General features: G+C 60.4%; 11 protein-coding genes. 3 read left to right on the top strand and 8 right to left on the bottom strand.

The features are described from left to right. The first annotated feature begins 77 nt into the window (after nucleotides 1-77). A complete protein-coding gene (locus AAAV21_RS05305) occupies nucleotides 78-2,573 on the top strand; it encodes a phosphatidylinositol-specific phospholipase C (RefSeq protein ID WP_349107975.1) in 2,496 nt (831 codons plus the stop codon). A 95-nt stretch (nucleotides 2,574-2,668) separates the two neighbouring features. Here the strand turns inward: AAAV21_RS05305 and AAAV21_RS05310 are convergent, their stop codons facing one another. Beyond that, a complete protein-coding gene (locus tag AAAV21_RS05310) occupies nucleotides 2,669-2,938 on the bottom strand; it encodes a hypothetical protein (protein WP_022095134.1) in 270 nt (89 codons plus the stop codon). A gap of 168 nt (nucleotides 2,939-3,106) precedes the next feature. Here AAAV21_RS05310 and AAAV21_RS05315 point away from each other — a divergent pair, with 168 nt between their 5' ends. Continuing rightward, entirely contained in the window at nucleotides 3,107-4,156 is a 1,050-nt protein-coding gene (locus tag AAAV21_RS05315) for a PDDEXK nuclease domain-containing protein (RefSeq protein WP_349107977.1), read from the top strand. Between the two features lie 425 nt (nucleotides 4,157-4,581). Here AAAV21_RS05315 and AAAV21_RS05320 read toward each other — a convergent pair whose 3' ends face one another. Further along, nucleotides 4,582-5,919, bottom strand: a complete 1,338-nt coding sequence (locus AAAV21_RS05320; RefSeq protein ID WP_349070699.1) for a hypothetical protein — start codon at nucleotides 5,917-5,919, stop codon at nucleotides 4,582-4,584. 218 nt (nucleotides 5,920-6,137) lie between these two features. Between AAAV21_RS05320 and AAAV21_RS05325 the strand changes: the two genes are divergently transcribed. Further along, on the top strand, nucleotides 6,138-7,319 hold the full coding sequence (locus AAAV21_RS05325) for a cation diffusion facilitator family transporter (RefSeq protein WP_349107978.1): 1,182 nt from the start codon (nucleotides 6,138-6,140) through the stop codon (nucleotides 7,317-7,319). Nucleotides 7,320-7,331: 12 nt separating this feature from the next. Here the strand turns inward: AAAV21_RS05325 and AAAV21_RS05330 are convergent, their stop codons facing one another. The 6 genes from AAAV21_RS05330 to AAAV21_RS05355 all read right to left on the bottom strand — a co-directional run bounded on the left by AAAV21_RS05330 (nucleotide 7,332) and on the right by AAAV21_RS05355 (nucleotide 14,789). Further along, nucleotides 7,332-8,321 (bottom strand): hypothetical protein, encoded by a 990-nt coding sequence (locus AAAV21_RS05330; protein ID WP_349107980.1) that lies wholly within the window; start codon nucleotides 8,319-8,321, stop codon nucleotides 7,332-7,334. Nucleotides 8,322-8,500: 179 nt separating this feature from the next. Continuing rightward, complete coding sequence (locus tag AAAV21_RS05335; RefSeq protein ID WP_349107981.1) at nucleotides 8,501-10,168, bottom strand: formate--tetrahydrofolate ligase; 1,668 nt, start codon at nucleotides 10,166-10,168, stop codon at nucleotides 8,501-8,503. Nucleotides 10,169-10,312: 144 nt separating this feature from the next. Next, nucleotides 10,313-11,380 carry a Holliday junction branch migration DNA helicase RuvB gene (ruvB, locus tag AAAV21_RS05340; protein ID WP_117629582.1) on the bottom strand — a complete coding sequence of 356 codons (1,068 nt, stop codon included), beginning with the start codon at nucleotides 11,378-11,380 and terminating at the stop codon, nucleotides 10,313-10,315. Further along, nucleotides 11,380-12,000, bottom strand: a complete 621-nt coding sequence (ruvA, locus tag AAAV21_RS05345) for a Holliday junction branch migration protein RuvA (protein WP_117564493.1) — start codon at nucleotides 11,998-12,000, stop codon at nucleotides 11,380-11,382. The genes ruvB and ruvA overlap by 1 nt, the downstream gene beginning before the upstream one ends. Further along, the gene (gene ruvC, locus AAAV21_RS05350) at nucleotides 12,000-12,521 is read right to left on the bottom strand and encodes a crossover junction endodeoxyribonuclease RuvC (RefSeq protein ID WP_022095142.1); all 522 of its coding nucleotides are present in this window, start codon (nucleotides 12,519-12,521) and stop codon (nucleotides 12,000-12,002) included. Before ruvC ends, ruvA begins: the two co-directional genes overlap by 1 nt. 294 nt (nucleotides 12,522-12,815) lie before the next feature. Beyond that, nucleotides 12,816-14,789, bottom strand: coding sequence for a hypothetical protein (locus tag AAAV21_RS05355; RefSeq protein ID WP_349107983.1), 1,974 nt, complete (start codon nucleotides 14,787-14,789; stop codon nucleotides 12,816-12,818). Between the last annotated feature and the right edge of the window lie 106 nt (nucleotides 14,790-14,895).

The raw sequence follows: 14,895 nt of genomic DNA on the forward strand, positions 1-14,895 counted from the left end.
AAGCCGACACCTTTAAACATCCGGGCAGTATAGTGACCAAAATGAGCGCATTACCGCACCCTGCGAATGGAGGAGTTATGACCGAACACCACGCCATCAGTCGTCGAGCGTTTACGCTGGGCCTAGGACTTGCGGCGTTGTCGCCGCTTGCAAGCCTGCCCGAAACCGCGGGATTGGGCCTTCCCATGCGCGCGGCATTTGCAGAAGACACGCCCACACCGGCGGCCACCCTCGACAAGTTCGTCATTCGCCTTCGCCCCGCGGGCTATTTTCGCACCGCGAGCGTCAACCAAGACGGCAACGTTCGCGGCAACGTCTGCCACCTGTTTAACGACGGCACGTCCAGCAAGCTCATCCTTGAGAACGTAACGACCAAGAATGACGATACAAACTGGTATGCTATCCGCACCTTGCTCAATTTCGAAGAGCATAAAAAGACGGGCTACAGCATTTGGTCGGTCGACGACGACTCTGACAAAGATGGAAAGGTCATCCACGTATGGGGCGGCGAGTATGACAACAAGCCCAGCCGCGCTTTTGCGTTCGAGCGTCAATCAAACGGAACCTATATCATCCGAGACCGCACGGTCGAGAAAGAAACCGAGAAAAAAGACATTAAGTACCTGGCAATAGAATCGAACGGCGAAGACCAGGACAACAATAAGATCTGCCATAAGAGTAAGAGCATTCCGTGGGAGCTCGAACTTATCGGTTACGACATGAAAAAGAACGATGCCACGGTTAGCAGCCTCGACTGGATCACGTACAGCAGCTACGTCGATGGGCCATGTTGGATGAAATACGTCGACGACAACAAGTTCCTCGACGAGCTGAGCATCCCGGGTACGCACGATTCGGGCACCTGCAGCGTGGACAACGACACTGAGCCCCAATCCTCGCAAGTAAAATGCCAGCAGGATTACATTCCCACGCAGTTGCTCGAAGGCATTCGCTATTTTGATATCCGGCTCGGAAAGGGCGACGACCCCGGTATCGACCACGGGGATTACTACCTGCTCAAAAAAGACGCGTACTTTATGCATCTTTCCGATGTCATAGGCTACTTCAAAACGTTTTTGAACGAAAACCCGACAGAAGCGCTCATCATGCTTGTATCACGAGGCAACGACGAGGCTACCGACGAAAGTGTTACGACGGCTTTCGCCAAGGTTTTGGACGACAACCCCAAACTGTTCTATACGTCGAGCCGAATCCCCGCGCTACACGAGGTGCGCGGAAAGATCGTTCTGCTGCGTCGATTTAGGCTCGCCGGCAACAGTGTAAGCGGCCACACGTGGGGCCTCGACCTTACCGAATGGGATGACAAGATCAAGGCTCACTCCGACAGCGCCACTATGTGTCTCGTCCAAGACGCGCGGGGCTTTGAAGCCGCGGGAGAAACAGGCGACAAAGAGCCCTATTGCACCAAGGTATACGCCCAGGACAAGTACAAACTCACGGGAACCGACAAGCTCAGCTGGGTCGATAATGCGCTGAAGGAAACGACCGGGCGCACGTGCAACAAGGTGGACGTCGAGGACGATAACGGGGCCAAGGAGCAAGTCCTGGAGCGCTGCTGGTCTATCAACTACACCAGCTGCACGGGCTTGTCGCACGGAGGCAATCCTTTTACCTCGGCACGAGTAGTCAACGAGCATCTGTATAAGAGCCCGTACATCAACCCCAGCGGCACCGAGGATACAAAGTCAGATTACCTCAAGCACATTGGCATCATCGCATCCGACTTTGTTGATGCGGCGCTGGCCCGGAGCATCTACCAGCGCAATTACGATACGGAGCACAAGCAGACGGCTTCGTACTATCTCCCGTACTATCTCCCGACCCGCATGCGCATGACGTACGGCGACTCGCTGAGCGATGCCTCATTCCAGGATGGCAAGACCGTTGGCGAGGGTCATTTCCGCCTTGCTGACAGCAGCAACGCGCTCAACGCGACAGCTTCGGGCCATGCGTTTGCCATTGAATACGTGGATGTCGACGCCTTGGGCAACGAGACCGTTACGGGGCTGCAGGGATCCGTGCCCATCGATATCGATCCGCGCGCACTGACACCCCACTTTGAGGGGCTCGAAGGCCTTAAGGCCGGCGAGGATGTGCGCACAAAGGTCGCGGCGCTGCTCGAGGGCAAACTCGAAAACGATGCCTGCACGGCTCAGCTCGAGTTTGTGCACGACGCGGACGGCGCTCCGGGCACGGCAATGGTCGAGGGCGAGGCATTTACCGCGGGAACGTACTGGGTGCGCGCGAACGGTCTTTTGGGCGACGCGGCGCAAAACTACAAGCTTGCTAATGACGGAGCCGCGAGCTTTACCGTAGCGGCCTCGAGCAGTGCAGGCGGCACCGGCACCGACGGTGGCACGGGTTCCAACGCAGGCAGCGCTGATAAGAACGGTAAGGGCAACAAGGGCAAGAACTCGGGCGGAAAACTCGCCGACACGGGCGACGGCTCCGGCATTGCCGCCGGGCTCGCCGCTGCCGCCGTGGCGACGACGGTCGCCGGCGCAGCAATGCTTGCAAATGACCGCGAAGACAACGGAGACGTTGACGATTAGGCCAGCCGGCCCTTTTGGACACATCGATTTAATGAGGGGCGCAGGACACCGTTCTGTGCCCCCGATTTTTACCTTGGCCCGAACGCCGCCATGGGCTACATCACCATGTTCAGCGCGTTAACAAACTCCTGGGCCTTCGCACGGCTGCTCAGGCTAAAGACACAGGCAGTCAACAGCCTGTTACGTAGGAAAACGTCGCGGCCCTTGATCCTGTTGACCCCCGTGATGTCCTTAAGATAGACAATCTCGGTGTGCTTGCCACCAAAAGTGCCCTTCTTGAGCACCTCGATGCGGTTAGGGTAGATCTTGACGTCTTTAAACCTACCCGAACCTTTGTCCTGGAACAGCAGCGTGTTGTTGTCCATACGCGTCACTCCCGCGGGGTTCGCTAAAACTGCCTCTATGGTCACATTTTAACCACCGCAAGGCTCCCATGCGAAGGTGCCAGACAACATAGCAATTCGTGTCCGCGCGAGGCTTTAAACTAAATGCGTTAAAGATGCATTCCACAAGAGGAAAGTGGGGCGACAGTGATGGGTGAACTAGTAAACCGTGGAGAATCGGCAATCGTGCCCGAAGGTTTTTACAAGCAGGTCTCCTCGATTCTCAACGCCGCTCGCGACAAGGCCTATACCGCCGTTAACTTTGCGATGGTTGAGGCATATTGGGAGATCGGCAAGAGTATTGTTGATGAACAGGGCGGAGAGGAGCGCGCCAAGTATGGCGATGCACTGATCGACGAACTTGCCGTTAGATTGACTAAGGATTTTGGCAGAGGCTTCAACGCCAGAAGCTTAAGATACATGCGTCAGTTTTATCTTGCGTTCCCAATCCGGAACGCGCTGCGTTCCGGATTGAATTGGACACATTACCGCAGGTTATCGCGTATAACCGACCCTGATGCTCGAACATGGTACATGAACGAATGCGCCGATTCTCGTTGGAGCACGCGTCAGCTCGAACGCCAGATCAACACCATGTTCCGCGAGCGCCTACTTGCCAGCAAGGACAAGGAGGCCGTCACCCAGGAAATCCAAAAGAGCGCCCCGGCTCGTCGCCCCGAGGATATCATCCGCGACCCATATGTACTGGAGTTTTTAGGTTTCTCGGACGATACTGCGTTTCGCGAGAGCGATCTAGAGCAGGCGCTCATCACGCATCTTCAGAAGTTCCTGCTGGAGCTTGGCCGTGGTTTCGCTTTCGAGGCGCGCCAAAAGCGCATCACCTTTGATGGGCGCCATTTCTATATTGACCTTGTTTTTTACAACTATCTGATGCGCTGCTTCGTGCTCATCGACCTTAAGACGGACGACCTTACGCATCAGGACCTGGGCCAGATGCAAATGTATGTGAACTACTACACGCGCGAGCTCATGAACGAAGGCGACAATCCGCCCATAGGCATCGTGCTCTGCGCGGACAAAAGCGATTCGATTGTCGAGTACACGCTGCCCGAAGACAACGACCAAGTGTTTGCCGCCAAATACCTGCCGTATCTTCCAAGCAAGGAAGAGCTGGCGCGCGAACTAAGCGCCGAGTACCGCGCCATCAACGAAGCGACCAATGGCGAAACGCAAGGGTAGCAGCACGTTGCGACCGAAGCCACCGCAGCCGTCGCAGGCGCACTCGCGGTTGCGACGCACGCTACGAAACAATACCGGTCATGGACGCCGGCAACGACATTCTAGCCGTGGCTGGCGAGCGTGACCTGACAGGCAAAGACGCGGCCTTCGTCTGATGTGGGTCCATTGGCTGCCACAGAAAAGGGCCGGTTGCAGCCGGCCCTTTAGACGATAATACCTGCGTTGCCCGCGCTTCCGAAGTGTGACTAGCTGAGGAGCGGGTTCCGCGGCACAACCTGATTTTACCCAGTGAGGAGGCTCTTTTGCAGCCGCTCCACTGTTTATTTACATCTGGCACCCTCAAACAATCAGACGGCAGCCCGCACTCCTGAGAGCTGCCCCGCACCCCCGGCCATCACCTTACGGCAACAACCGGTGCTACTCCCCTACTTCCCAAATAGCGCACCCAGCAGACCGCGGCGTTTGGGCTTCTCCTCTCGGTAGGAACCCTCGACGGCGGCTGCAACCTGGCGCGGTTGCTCGCCGCCTCCACGGCGCACGATCTGGTACAGGAAGGGCGATTTAACGTATTTGACCTCGACGGGCGTGGCGTGCACGGTGCTCTCACCGGACAGATGCAGGCTCGGGCTGAGCGGCGCCACGATATGCGTTTCGCGCTTGTCGCTAAACACCACCGCGGCCGCGCGGCCCGTCTGGCCGTTTACGGCAATGCGCACCTGCTCGCCATCGCGGCCGTCTGTCGCCGGACGATCGACAAAGTAGACCGGCACCATCACCAGGCCGTCCTTATGTTTGCGGGCCTTGCGCGCCCACATGCGAATGCTCTTTTTATTGAGCCCCAGTACAGCCTCGGCGTCGTTGCCCGCAACGTCGAGCGCCAACTTATCAATGACCACCTGGTCCTTGGTAGACGCATCGACTGAGACAACGCGAAAGTCACCTTCCTGCATGGCGGGATCGAACGGACCGACCTTGGCAAAGTCCCACGGCTCCAAAATGCCCATGAGGCGAACGTCCAGGTAGTTTGCCCTGGGGTATGCCCAGTCGAGCACCTCGTAGTACACCAAGGCCTCCTTGCTCAGGCCCTTGCCCGGGAAGCTCGCCATCATGCGCAAGTCCGCCAGCGCCATGGGGAAATAGAAGAGCATCATGTCGTTTTGGATCGCGTCTTCCACGTCGTGCCCGGCAAAGGCATCCGGATACTGGCGCACCAGCTGCAGCGCGTTGGCACGTGCCTGCTGCGGCGAGATTTCGCAGGGAATACCCTGCTCGGGCACATACTCCGCACCAACGCCCATGGTCAGGCGCTTGCTAAACGTCCCCGGCTTGAGCAGGTCCGCAATGCCGATCTTATTGCCGCAGGACGGGCACTCAAACACACGCTGCGTTGACTCGCCCTCAAAGGACGCTCCGCAGAAGGGGCAAGGAATGCTCACATGCGTGGCCTCTTGGAACTCCTGCGCCGTGCCGCGATCCTCCCACAGCAGATGTTCCAGGACCGACTGATTGCGCCAGTGCGCATTGAAGAAATACCAGTCCGGGTCCTGCGGGCGCTCGAGTTGCGACACATGCGTGAGTTTGAGCAGTCCATCCACCACCGTCAACGGCGTATGGCGAATACCCAAAGCGCTCTTGGGCTCTCCGGCGTCCGCCTGCCACGGAACCACCGTGCCGCAATAGGCGCATTCAAAGCTGCGCTTAGCCTGGTGCGAGTACATAGGGCCGCCGCAGTTTTGACATTTAATGGCAAACATCTCGTCCATGGAAACTTCCTCCTTTGCACAGGGGCTGTCGACATTAAGTATGTCGAGCAAGCAGGCACATGCCCATACCCATGTGGCCCAAAATGGACCACCCAGGCAGACGAGAAGGCTCGCTCGTTAGCACCGGCAGACTATTGCTGCATTTTCTGAGCATCGGCGCACGGCGCCCCCGTGCGAGCTACACTATCCCCTTAAACATGATTGTGAGGACGACCGCTATGCTATTTGTAAATCGGCTGGTACATACGCTTGTTCCCGGCAGCGAGAGCGAGCCGGTCGATGCATCTTGCCGCACCAACGCGGGCTTTTCCGCAAGCCTCGTCTGCATTGGCCTCAACATCACCCTGTGCCTGGCCAAGGGCATCGCGGGTCTGCTCGCCGGCTCCGTCTCCCTCATCGCCGACGCTTTCAACAACCTCTCCGATGCCTCGAGCAACATTGTGAGCCTGCTCGGTTTCCGCCTTGCCAGCCGCCCGGCAGACGAAGGCCACCCCTATGGTCACGGCCGCTACGAGTACCTAGCCGGCCTGTTCGTCGCCGTCCTGGTTTGCGCCGTCGGCATCAACCTGATTCTCGAGTCGGTCACTAAGATCATCAAGCCCTCGCCCACCGCTTACACGTTTATTTCCCTTGCGGCACTGGCTACGTCCATGCTCGTTAAGCTCTGGATGGCAGCGTTCAACCGCACGCTGGGCAACCGCATCGATTCCGAGACGCTCATCGCCACGGCGCAGGACTCCAAAAACGACGTCATCACCTCGGGCTCGGTCCTGGTGGCGGCGCTTATTTCGCAGACGACCGGCTTTGACCTCGATGGCTGGGCAGGCCTGGGTGTGGGCATCTTCATCTGCATCAGCGGCCTGGGCCTGGTGCGCGACGCCATCAGCCCGCTGTTAGGACAAGCGCCCGACCCCAAGCTCGTCCAGGAAATCCGCGACAGGATTATGTCGTACCCCCAGGTCTTGGGCACACACGACCTGATGGTGCACGACTACGGCCCCGGTCGTCAGTTTGCCAGCGCCCACGTGGAGATGCCCGGCGAGGGCGACGCATTTGAGCACCACGAGATCCTAGACACCCTCGAGCACGACATCAAGCGCCAGATGGGCATTGGCATCACGTTGCACTGCGACCCCATCGCCACCACCGGCGACGACCTACGCGGCTGGGTCAAGCGTGGCGTTACGCAGATCGATCCCGCGCTCTCCATCCACGACCTGCACGAGCACGACGGGTTCGTTTCGTTTGACCTTGTGCGTCCCGACGGCTTTGACATATCCGACGAGGAGCTGCTGGAGCTCGTCACGCGCATCGTGCACGAGCGCCGACCCAATGCCTCATGCGTCGTTACGTTTGACTCGGGCTTTAGCTCGCCCGACCGTCCGGCCGAGCAGCTGTAGCCCGCTTAACAGCTAGTTTCCCTGCGTGCCCGAGATGCCGTTTTGTAGGGCGTTCCAGGCATCCGTCGCCATGCCGCCCAAGTTCTGCGCGGTATCGCCCAGGTTCTGGGCCGTGTCGCCCAGCTCTTGGGCCTTATCCCCAAGCTCCTGTGCCTTGTTGCTCAAGTCCTCCAACGTATTGGAACTCGAGCTGTCGGTACCGCTTTGGCCGTCGGGTGAGTTGCCCGAGCTATTCTTGTGCGTGAGTTGAATTTCGAGGTTGCCGCTGTCGTTATAGTAAGCAGAAGTAACGACCCAGTTGGCATCGATGACGGGCGTTGAGCCATCATCAGTCAGGACCACGGCATTCGAAAGATCGGCGCCGCGCGACTTGAGGATCTTCTTGGCGTTGGACCAGTACTGCCCCGGGATATCGCTCAGATCGACGGTGCTAGACGAGGCGGACTCGGTTTGCTCGACAGCGGTATCGGCCGTTGAACTCCCTCGCTTGTTAAGCATGCCCGACACGATGGCAAACACAACCGACAGCGCAAAGAAGATCGCCAGTACGATGAGGATCTTCTTGATCACGCTCGACGAACGCGACGGCTTCTTCTCCTCGTCCTCGCCATATTGCGGAATCGACTTGGGGTACTCGCGATACGGCTCGCGCGACTCGTAGCGAGGCTGCGCCGTGCGAGGCATATACGTCGTCTGCTGAGGCTGCGGAATGGGATTCTGCGGCAGGTTGTCATAGGGATTCGGCGTCGAGGCAGCATAAGAATCCTGCGGCGCGTAATCAAACGGATCTGGAGCTGCGTTGCCATAGGGGCCTTGCGAAGATGTAGCGTAAGAATCCTGCGCCGTGTCGCCATAGCCCATAACCCGGGTGGGCTCGGCAGAAGGCTGCGTCGCGGCGGGGTCGGTATAACCGAGGTTGGGAACAACGCGGGTCGCATCGGCGCTATCGCCAGCCTGCGCGGAACCGTAGCCGCCCATCACGGTTGTCTTGTCCTGATCCATGCAACGATTCCTTTCCGTCGCGCGTGAGCATCAAGTTATCCATGCATTCTACCCGCGCAAAAGCCTATGATGGGCAGAGCCCGTCGGTATCTACAAGACATGCGCGGGCCTAAGGATAAAAAAGCCCCGCCGGGCCTTGGGGGCACGGCGGGGCGGGCAGGCAGCTAGGGGCAACAGGCTTAGAACAGGCCGGTGATGTTGCCGTCGCTGTCGACGTCGATGTTCTCAGCCGCGGGGACCTTGGGCAAGCCCGGCATGGTCAGAACACTGCCAGTCAATGCGACCACAAAGTGGGCACCGGCGGAAACCTTGAGCTCGCGCACCGTGATGCGGAAGTTCTCGGGAGCGCCCAGGGCCTTGGCGTTGTCGCTAAAGCTGTACTGCGTCTTGGCCACGCACACCGGCAGGTTGCCAAAGCCGTTCTCGCGCAGCTCGGCGAGCTGGCGCTTGGCGGCCGGCGTAAAGTCGACGCCGTCGGCGCGGTAGACCTTGGTGGCAATGGCCTCAAGAGCGTCGGCCACATCGGCGCCGTCCTCATAGGCAAACTTGAGCTCGCTCGGCTGCTCAATCAGACGCATGACCTCATCGGCAAGCTCGAGCGCGCCCTCGCCACCCTTGGCCCAGACCTCGGATAGCTTAACGTTGACGCCGAGCTTCTGGCACTCGGACTCGATGAGCGCAAGCTCGGCCTCGGTGTCCGTCGGGAAGCGGTTGATGGCGACTACGCAGGGCAGACCATAAACGTTCTGGATGTTGTCGACGTGACGCAGCAGGTTGGGCATGCCGGCCTTGAGTGCCTCGAGGTTCTCCTCGTTGAGGTCGGCCTTGGCGACGCCACCGTTGTACTTCAGCGCACGAGCGGTCGCGACGACCACGACGGCGCTGGGGCGAACGCCCGTCATACGGCACTTGATGTCGAGGAACTTCTCGGCACCCAGATCGGCACCGAAGCCGGCCTCGGTAATGGCGACATCGCCAAAGCGCATCGCCATACGCGTGGCCATGATAGAGTTGCAGCCGTGGGCAATGTTGGCGAAGGGACCGCCGTGGACAAACGCGGGCGTGCCCTCGAGCGTTTGCACCAGGTTGGGCTTGAGCGCGTCCTTAAGCAACGCGGCCATGGCACCCTGGGCCTTAAAGTCGCGGGCACGGACGGGCTCGCCGGCAAAGCTGTAGCCGACGACGATCTCGCCCAGGCGCTCCTTGAGGTCGTTAATGCTCGTAGACAGGCACAGGATTGCCATGACCTCGGAGGCAACGGTGATATCGAAGCCGTCCTCGCGCGGCACGCCCTGGGCCTTGCCGCCAATACCGTCGATGACATGGCGCAGCTGACGGTCGTTCATGTCGACGACGCGCTTCCAGGTGATGCGCTTAACATCGATACCGAGCTGGTTGCCCTGCTGAATATGGTTGTCGAGCATGGCGGCCAGCAGGTTGTTGGCAGCACCGATGGCATGAAAGTCGCCGGTAAAGTGCAGGTTGATATCCTCCATGGGGATGACCTGAGCCCAGCCGCCGCCGGCAGCGCCGCCCTTAACGCCAAAGACGGGGCCGAGCGAAGGCTCGCGCAGGGCCACGGCGCTCTTGACGCCGCGACGGCGCAGGCCGTCGGCCAGACCGATGGTCGTGGTGGTCTTGCCCTCGCCCGCAGGCGTTGGGTTGATAGCGGTCACGAGGACGAGCTTGGCCTGGTGATCAGTCGGCTCGTTGAGCAGTGAATAATCGACCTTAGCCTTGTCGAAGCCGTACGGAATCAGGTGCTTAACGTCGACGCCGGCGTTCTTGGCCACCTCGGTAATAGGCAGCGGCGTGACAGAACGTGCGATTTCGATGTCAGTAGGCATAGGCGGTCCTTTCGTTACCGAATGAGAAAAAGACCAATTCAGCATAGCACGGGCGCGCAATAGTAAAACACCCGTAACCGATGAATGGCGATATGTTTATCCAATGCTCAGCGATAGCTTAACAGCCCGCCAAAACAAAGCGCCCTAAATGGTAGGTTCAATCCCCAAGTGCTCAAAGGTGCGAAGCGTTGCCTGGCGGCCCTGAGGCGTGCGAATCATCAAGCCGCACTGCAGCAGATAGGGCTCATAGACATCCTCGAGCGTTCCCGGGTCCTCGCCCACCGCGCTGGCAAGCGTTGTCAGGCCCACGGCACGTCCGGAGAACGTCTTAGCGAGTGTCTCCAAAATGCGAATATCCATCCAGTCCAGACCAAGCTCATCGATCTCAAAGAACTCGAGCGCCTGACGGCAAATATCAAGCTCAATGGGGCCGTTGCCACGCACCTGCGCATAGTCGCGCACGCGCTTGAGCAAACGGTTAGCCAAGCGCGGCGTGCCACGCGAGCGTGAGCCGATCTCGAGCGCGCTCGGATGGTCTATTGTCACACCCAGGATGGACGCCGAGCGCGTCACAATCTGCGCGAGTTCTTCGACCGTGTAGTAATCCAGGCGATATGAAATGCCAAAGCGGTCGCGCAGCGGGCCAGTCAGCATACCCGAGCGGGTCGTTGCCGCCACCAGCGTAAACTTGGGGATATCCAGGCGAATCGATCGTGCGGCCGGGCCTTTACCGATCACGATATCGAGTGCAAAGTCCTCCATAGCGGGATACAGGACCTCCTCGACCGAGCGGTTAAGACGGTGGATCTCGTCGATAAACAACACGTCACCCGGCTGCAAGTTGGTAAGGATGGCCGCCAGGTCGCCCGTACGCGCGATGGCCGGGCCACTCGTCGTTTTTATCTGAGCGCCCAACTCGTTGGCGATTACGGTGGCCAGCGTGGTCTTGCCCAGGCCCGGAGGACCCGAGAAGATCACGTGGTCGAGCGTCTCCCCACGGCTCTGCGCCGCTTCGATCAACACGCGCAGGCTCTGCTTGATATGCTCCTGGCCGCAGTAATCGTCCAGGCGCTGGGGGCGCAAAGTGCGATCGACATCGAGGTCCTCGGCCGTCAGCTCCGAGCCCACCATGCGCTCGCCGTGCGCCATGGATGCCGCCGGCGAGTTGCCGGGCGTCGCCCACAGGTCCTGAGAGTCATCGGCTTCCCACATCACGCATCCATTCCGAGTCGCTTAAGCGCCGCGCCGAGCAAATCCTCGACACGCATATCCTGCCCATCATACCCGCTCAGAGCGACATCGGTCTCCTGCGGGCTAAAGCCCATGGAAAGGAGTGCCGCACGGGCGTCATCGATCGCCGAAGGAGCGGCGGCGGGCACGGGCATCGCAACCTGACCGGGGATCGCATCGACCGGCACAAAGCCCTTGTCCTTGGCAAAGGTGCTCTTGAGCTCCAAGATGAGGCGCTGGGCGGTCTTTTTGCCCACGCCGGGCACCTTGGCCATGCCCTTGTCGTCCTCGGCCATCACCAGGGAATACAGCTGTCCCACGGTATAGGTGGAAAGTACGGCGAGCGCCAAGCGCGGGCCAACGCCCGAGACGGACACGAGCCGGTCGAACATCGTGCGCTCATCCTTTGAAGAAAAACCGAAAAGTGTCATGGCGTCCTCGCGCACCTGCATACGCGTGTAGAGGCGGACCTCGCCGCCGGGCGTCGGCAACGTGGCCGCAGTGCTGCCCGAGATGCCGAGTTCAAAGCCAACGCCCGACACGTCGACGACGGCCGAGCTCATCGTGGCCTCGACAAGCGTTCCATGGAGCTGGGAAATCATCAGTATCCGGTTCCTCTCTGTTGATAGAACTCGCCACCGGTAAGGGCACGGGTGCGGCTGAGGTTTACGTGGCAGATGGCGCAAGCCAGGGCATCGGCGGCATGGTCGGGATGCGGGTCGTGGTCGAGCTGCGTGAGCGTACGAACCATATACGCGACCTGCCGTTTGTCCGCGGCTCCGGTGCCCACAACAGCCTGCTTAATCTGCATAGGCGTGTACTCGCCAATCTCGAGCGCGCATTCCGAAAGCGCCACAAGCGCAGCGCCGCGGGCATGTGCCGTGGGGATGGCCGAACGAACGTTGGCGCCAAAGTAGATACTCTCGACAGCAGCCGTGTCGGGTCGATAACGCTCGACGACATCCTTAAGGTCATGGGCGATATGCGACAGGCGCACCGCGAGCGGGCTGCCCGCGCTGGTCTCGATACAACCGTAGGCACGGCAGCGAACCTCGCCACGTCGCTCCTCGATAATCCCCCAGCCCGTATGGGCCAAACCGGGGTCGATACCCAAAATGACCAAGCCAACCTCCCCTCGTCACAAATACAGCACAAGGCAAGGCCCCGAGCATCATTCACGAACGTCTGTTCTAGAATAACACAACAGAGACCGTATCTAGCAAGCAAGGTTGAACCATAGGTTGAGCATAAGTCAGCGAGCGAGTCCCTGCCGTGGCAAGGTGTCGCGAAAGAGGAGCGCCGCGTACTTCTGTACGCAAGCGACGGTTTGAGCGGCAGATTGACCGGCAGGGGCTCGCGCAGCGTCGACTCGTTACGCGGTTTGGCAAAACCGCGTAACCTTGCCCCTATCCCATAGTTAATTTTGAGAGAAAAAGGGGAACTGTCGGGGATCAACCGGCGGATGCGGCATCGGGCCACCCTGCGGGCCACCCTGGCCGCCCATCATCTTATCGATGGCGTCCTGGACCTCGCCCTCAAACTTCTTCATACCCTCGTGCAGGCGGCGCTGGCCGTCCTCGGAGCGCAGCTCCTCCATCTGCTCGGGCGAAATACCCAGTAGCTCGCCCAGCACGCCCATCATCTCGTTTCGCACGCGCTCGCTCGTATCCTCGTCAGCAAAACGGCGCACCTCGGCGCGCGCCAGCGAATCGACCGTCATACGCTCCTTGCCGTTAAGCCCCAGGTCGGACCACGCGAGCATGTACGGCCAGGCGCGCTCGACAAACGAACGGGCTGAGACGATCGACGCCGTCGGCAGCATGCGGCGGGCGGCCTCGCCCTGACGCACGAGCATCAGCAGCAGCGAGCAGGCCTCAGGCTTGCCAGCGGCCATCGGGATGTCGTCGAAAGATCGATTGCGGTCCACGTGCGCCTCGAGCGCGCCATCGACCTCACCCGGCTCAAGCCCGCCGAGCAGCTGTGCCGCGCGGTCGAGCATATCGACCGGACCGTCGAGCGTCGAGAGCGCCTGCGCCAGCACTCGCTCCATACAATCTTCCACCGCGTTGAGCGTCACGAGCTCTTGGGGCACCACGGCAGACGTGCGGTTGCGCACACGCGCCACAAACTCAAGCGTCGACAGGTACACATCGCCAAAGGGCGCGTAATCGCCCTGGTAGCCGCCGCAAAGCGCCGGCGCCGCCAGCGCGTACTCGGTTTTGGACAGCGGGCTCAGCGCCATCGCACCCAGCTCGAGCGCCGTGTCCTCCAGCATGAGGCCCAGCGTGCGCGAGCGCAGACGCTCGGCATCGCCCGCCGACACGTCGCGATCGAGCACACGCGCCGCATCCGGTGCATCGCGCTCGACGGTGCGAATGTGCAGACGCTCGGCGATGGCGCGGACGGCGGCACAGCGGACAGCCTCGGCCTCTTCCTGCGCCGGCGTAAAGATACGGTTGCGCCCCAGCACCAGGCCAATCACATTACGCGGGCCCAGAGCGTCGACGGTCAGCGCCGCCAGCAGGGACGACGGCAAGTCGCCCTCGAGCGCCACCACAGCACGCGACGCACCGTGGGCTCGGGCGTTGTCGCGCACGGCGAGCACCAGCGCCTGCCACAGCCATTCCTCGGAACGGAACTCGGGCAGTTCGTGATCTTCCAGGGCATCGAGCATCACGCCGCGCTGAATCTCCTGAACCAGCAGGCTCTCCTCAAAACACGGCGCCTGGGCCACCACACGACCACAGTCGTCGAGCACAAACGAACCGCCGGTATACACCGACTCGTCATAAGCACCGACCGGCGCCATACAGGCAAACCACACGCTGCGCTTGGATGCGATCTTGCGGTAGGCGCCGCTGCGAACGGCGGCAATGGCGGCAGTCTCGCGGTCGGTCATGTCAAACGCATTGAATTGGAAATACGCAATGAGGTCAACACCGGTCGGCAACATCTCGAGTTCGCGGTCCAAGTCAAAAATCACGGCGATGCGCACGCCGTCCACGTCGAACACCGGCGGCGCCCAACGCGTGTCGTTGTTCTCGCCACGCTGCAGGGCAATGCTCGAACGCGCCGGCACCACATGACCGTCCTTGAGCATCATGTAGTCGAGCAGCGGCTGACCCTCAAACGAAACCGCCGCGGGCACGATGCAGATCATGTCAAGCTCCTGGATGCGCTCGGCGACACCAGTCAAGCCGGCAAGCATGTCGTGCTCAAAGTCGGCAGCGCCCACCAGGCCACCGGGCATGGCGCCCATAAAGAGCGGAGCCGGAACGCACAGCACGCGCGCCCCGCGCTCGTGGGCCAGACGAGCCTGGTCCTCGATGCGGCCGCAAATGCCCTCAATATCACCCAGGCGCATATCGATCTGTGCAAGCGCGAGCTTCATGGCTCAGCCCTTTCCGTCGTAAACCATCGAAATCGTAGTAAAAGCGCCGGCCGCATGATGCAGTCGGCGCTCGCATGTGCATATGCTAGCTATGATACCCCGAGCG

Source organism: Collinsella sp. CLA-AA-H302 (genome assembly GCF_040093305.1).
Taxonomy (GTDB): Bacteria; Actinomycetota; Coriobacteriia; order Coriobacteriales; family Coriobacteriaceae; genus Collinsella.

What these genes read in the sequence shown, in the direction of transcription:
- AAAV21_RS05305 (WP_349107975.1), top strand. Translation starts at nt 78, where the DNA reads ATGACCGAACACCACGCCATCAGTCGTCGAGCGTTTACGCTGGGCCTA.
- AAAV21_RS05310 (WP_022095134.1), bottom strand. Translation starts at nt 2,938, where the DNA reads ATGGACAACAACACGCTGCTGTTCCAGGACAAAGGTTCGGGTAGGTTT.
- AAAV21_RS05315 (WP_349107977.1), top strand. Translation starts at nt 3,107, where the DNA reads ATGGGTGAACTAGTAAACCGTGGAGAATCGGCAATCGTGCCCGAAGGT.
- AAAV21_RS05320 (WP_349070699.1), bottom strand. Translation starts at nt 5,919, where the DNA reads ATGGACGAGATGTTTGCCATTAAATGTCAAAACTGCGGCGGCCCTATG.
- AAAV21_RS05325 (WP_349107978.1), top strand. Translation starts at nt 6,138, where the DNA reads ATGCTATTTGTAAATCGGCTGGTACATACGCTTGTTCCCGGCAGCGAG.
- AAAV21_RS05330 (WP_349107980.1), bottom strand. Translation starts at nt 8,321, where the DNA reads ATGGATCAGGACAAGACAACCGTGATGGGCGGCTACGGTTCCGCGCAG.
- AAAV21_RS05335 (WP_349107981.1), bottom strand. Translation starts at nt 10,168, where the DNA reads ATGCCTACTGACATCGAAATCGCACGTTCTGTCACGCCGCTGCCTATT.
- ruvB (WP_117629582.1), bottom strand. Translation starts at nt 11,380, where the DNA reads ATGTGGGAAGCCGATGACTCTCAGGACCTGTGGGCGACGCCCGGCAAC.
- ruvA (WP_117564493.1), bottom strand. Translation starts at nt 12,000, where the DNA reads ATGATTTCCCAGCTCCATGGAACGCTTGTCGAGGCCACGATGAGCTCG.
- AAAV21_RS05355 (WP_349107983.1), bottom strand. Translation starts at nt 14,789, where the DNA reads ATGAAGCTCGCGCTTGCACAGATCGATATGCGCCTGGGTGATATTGAG.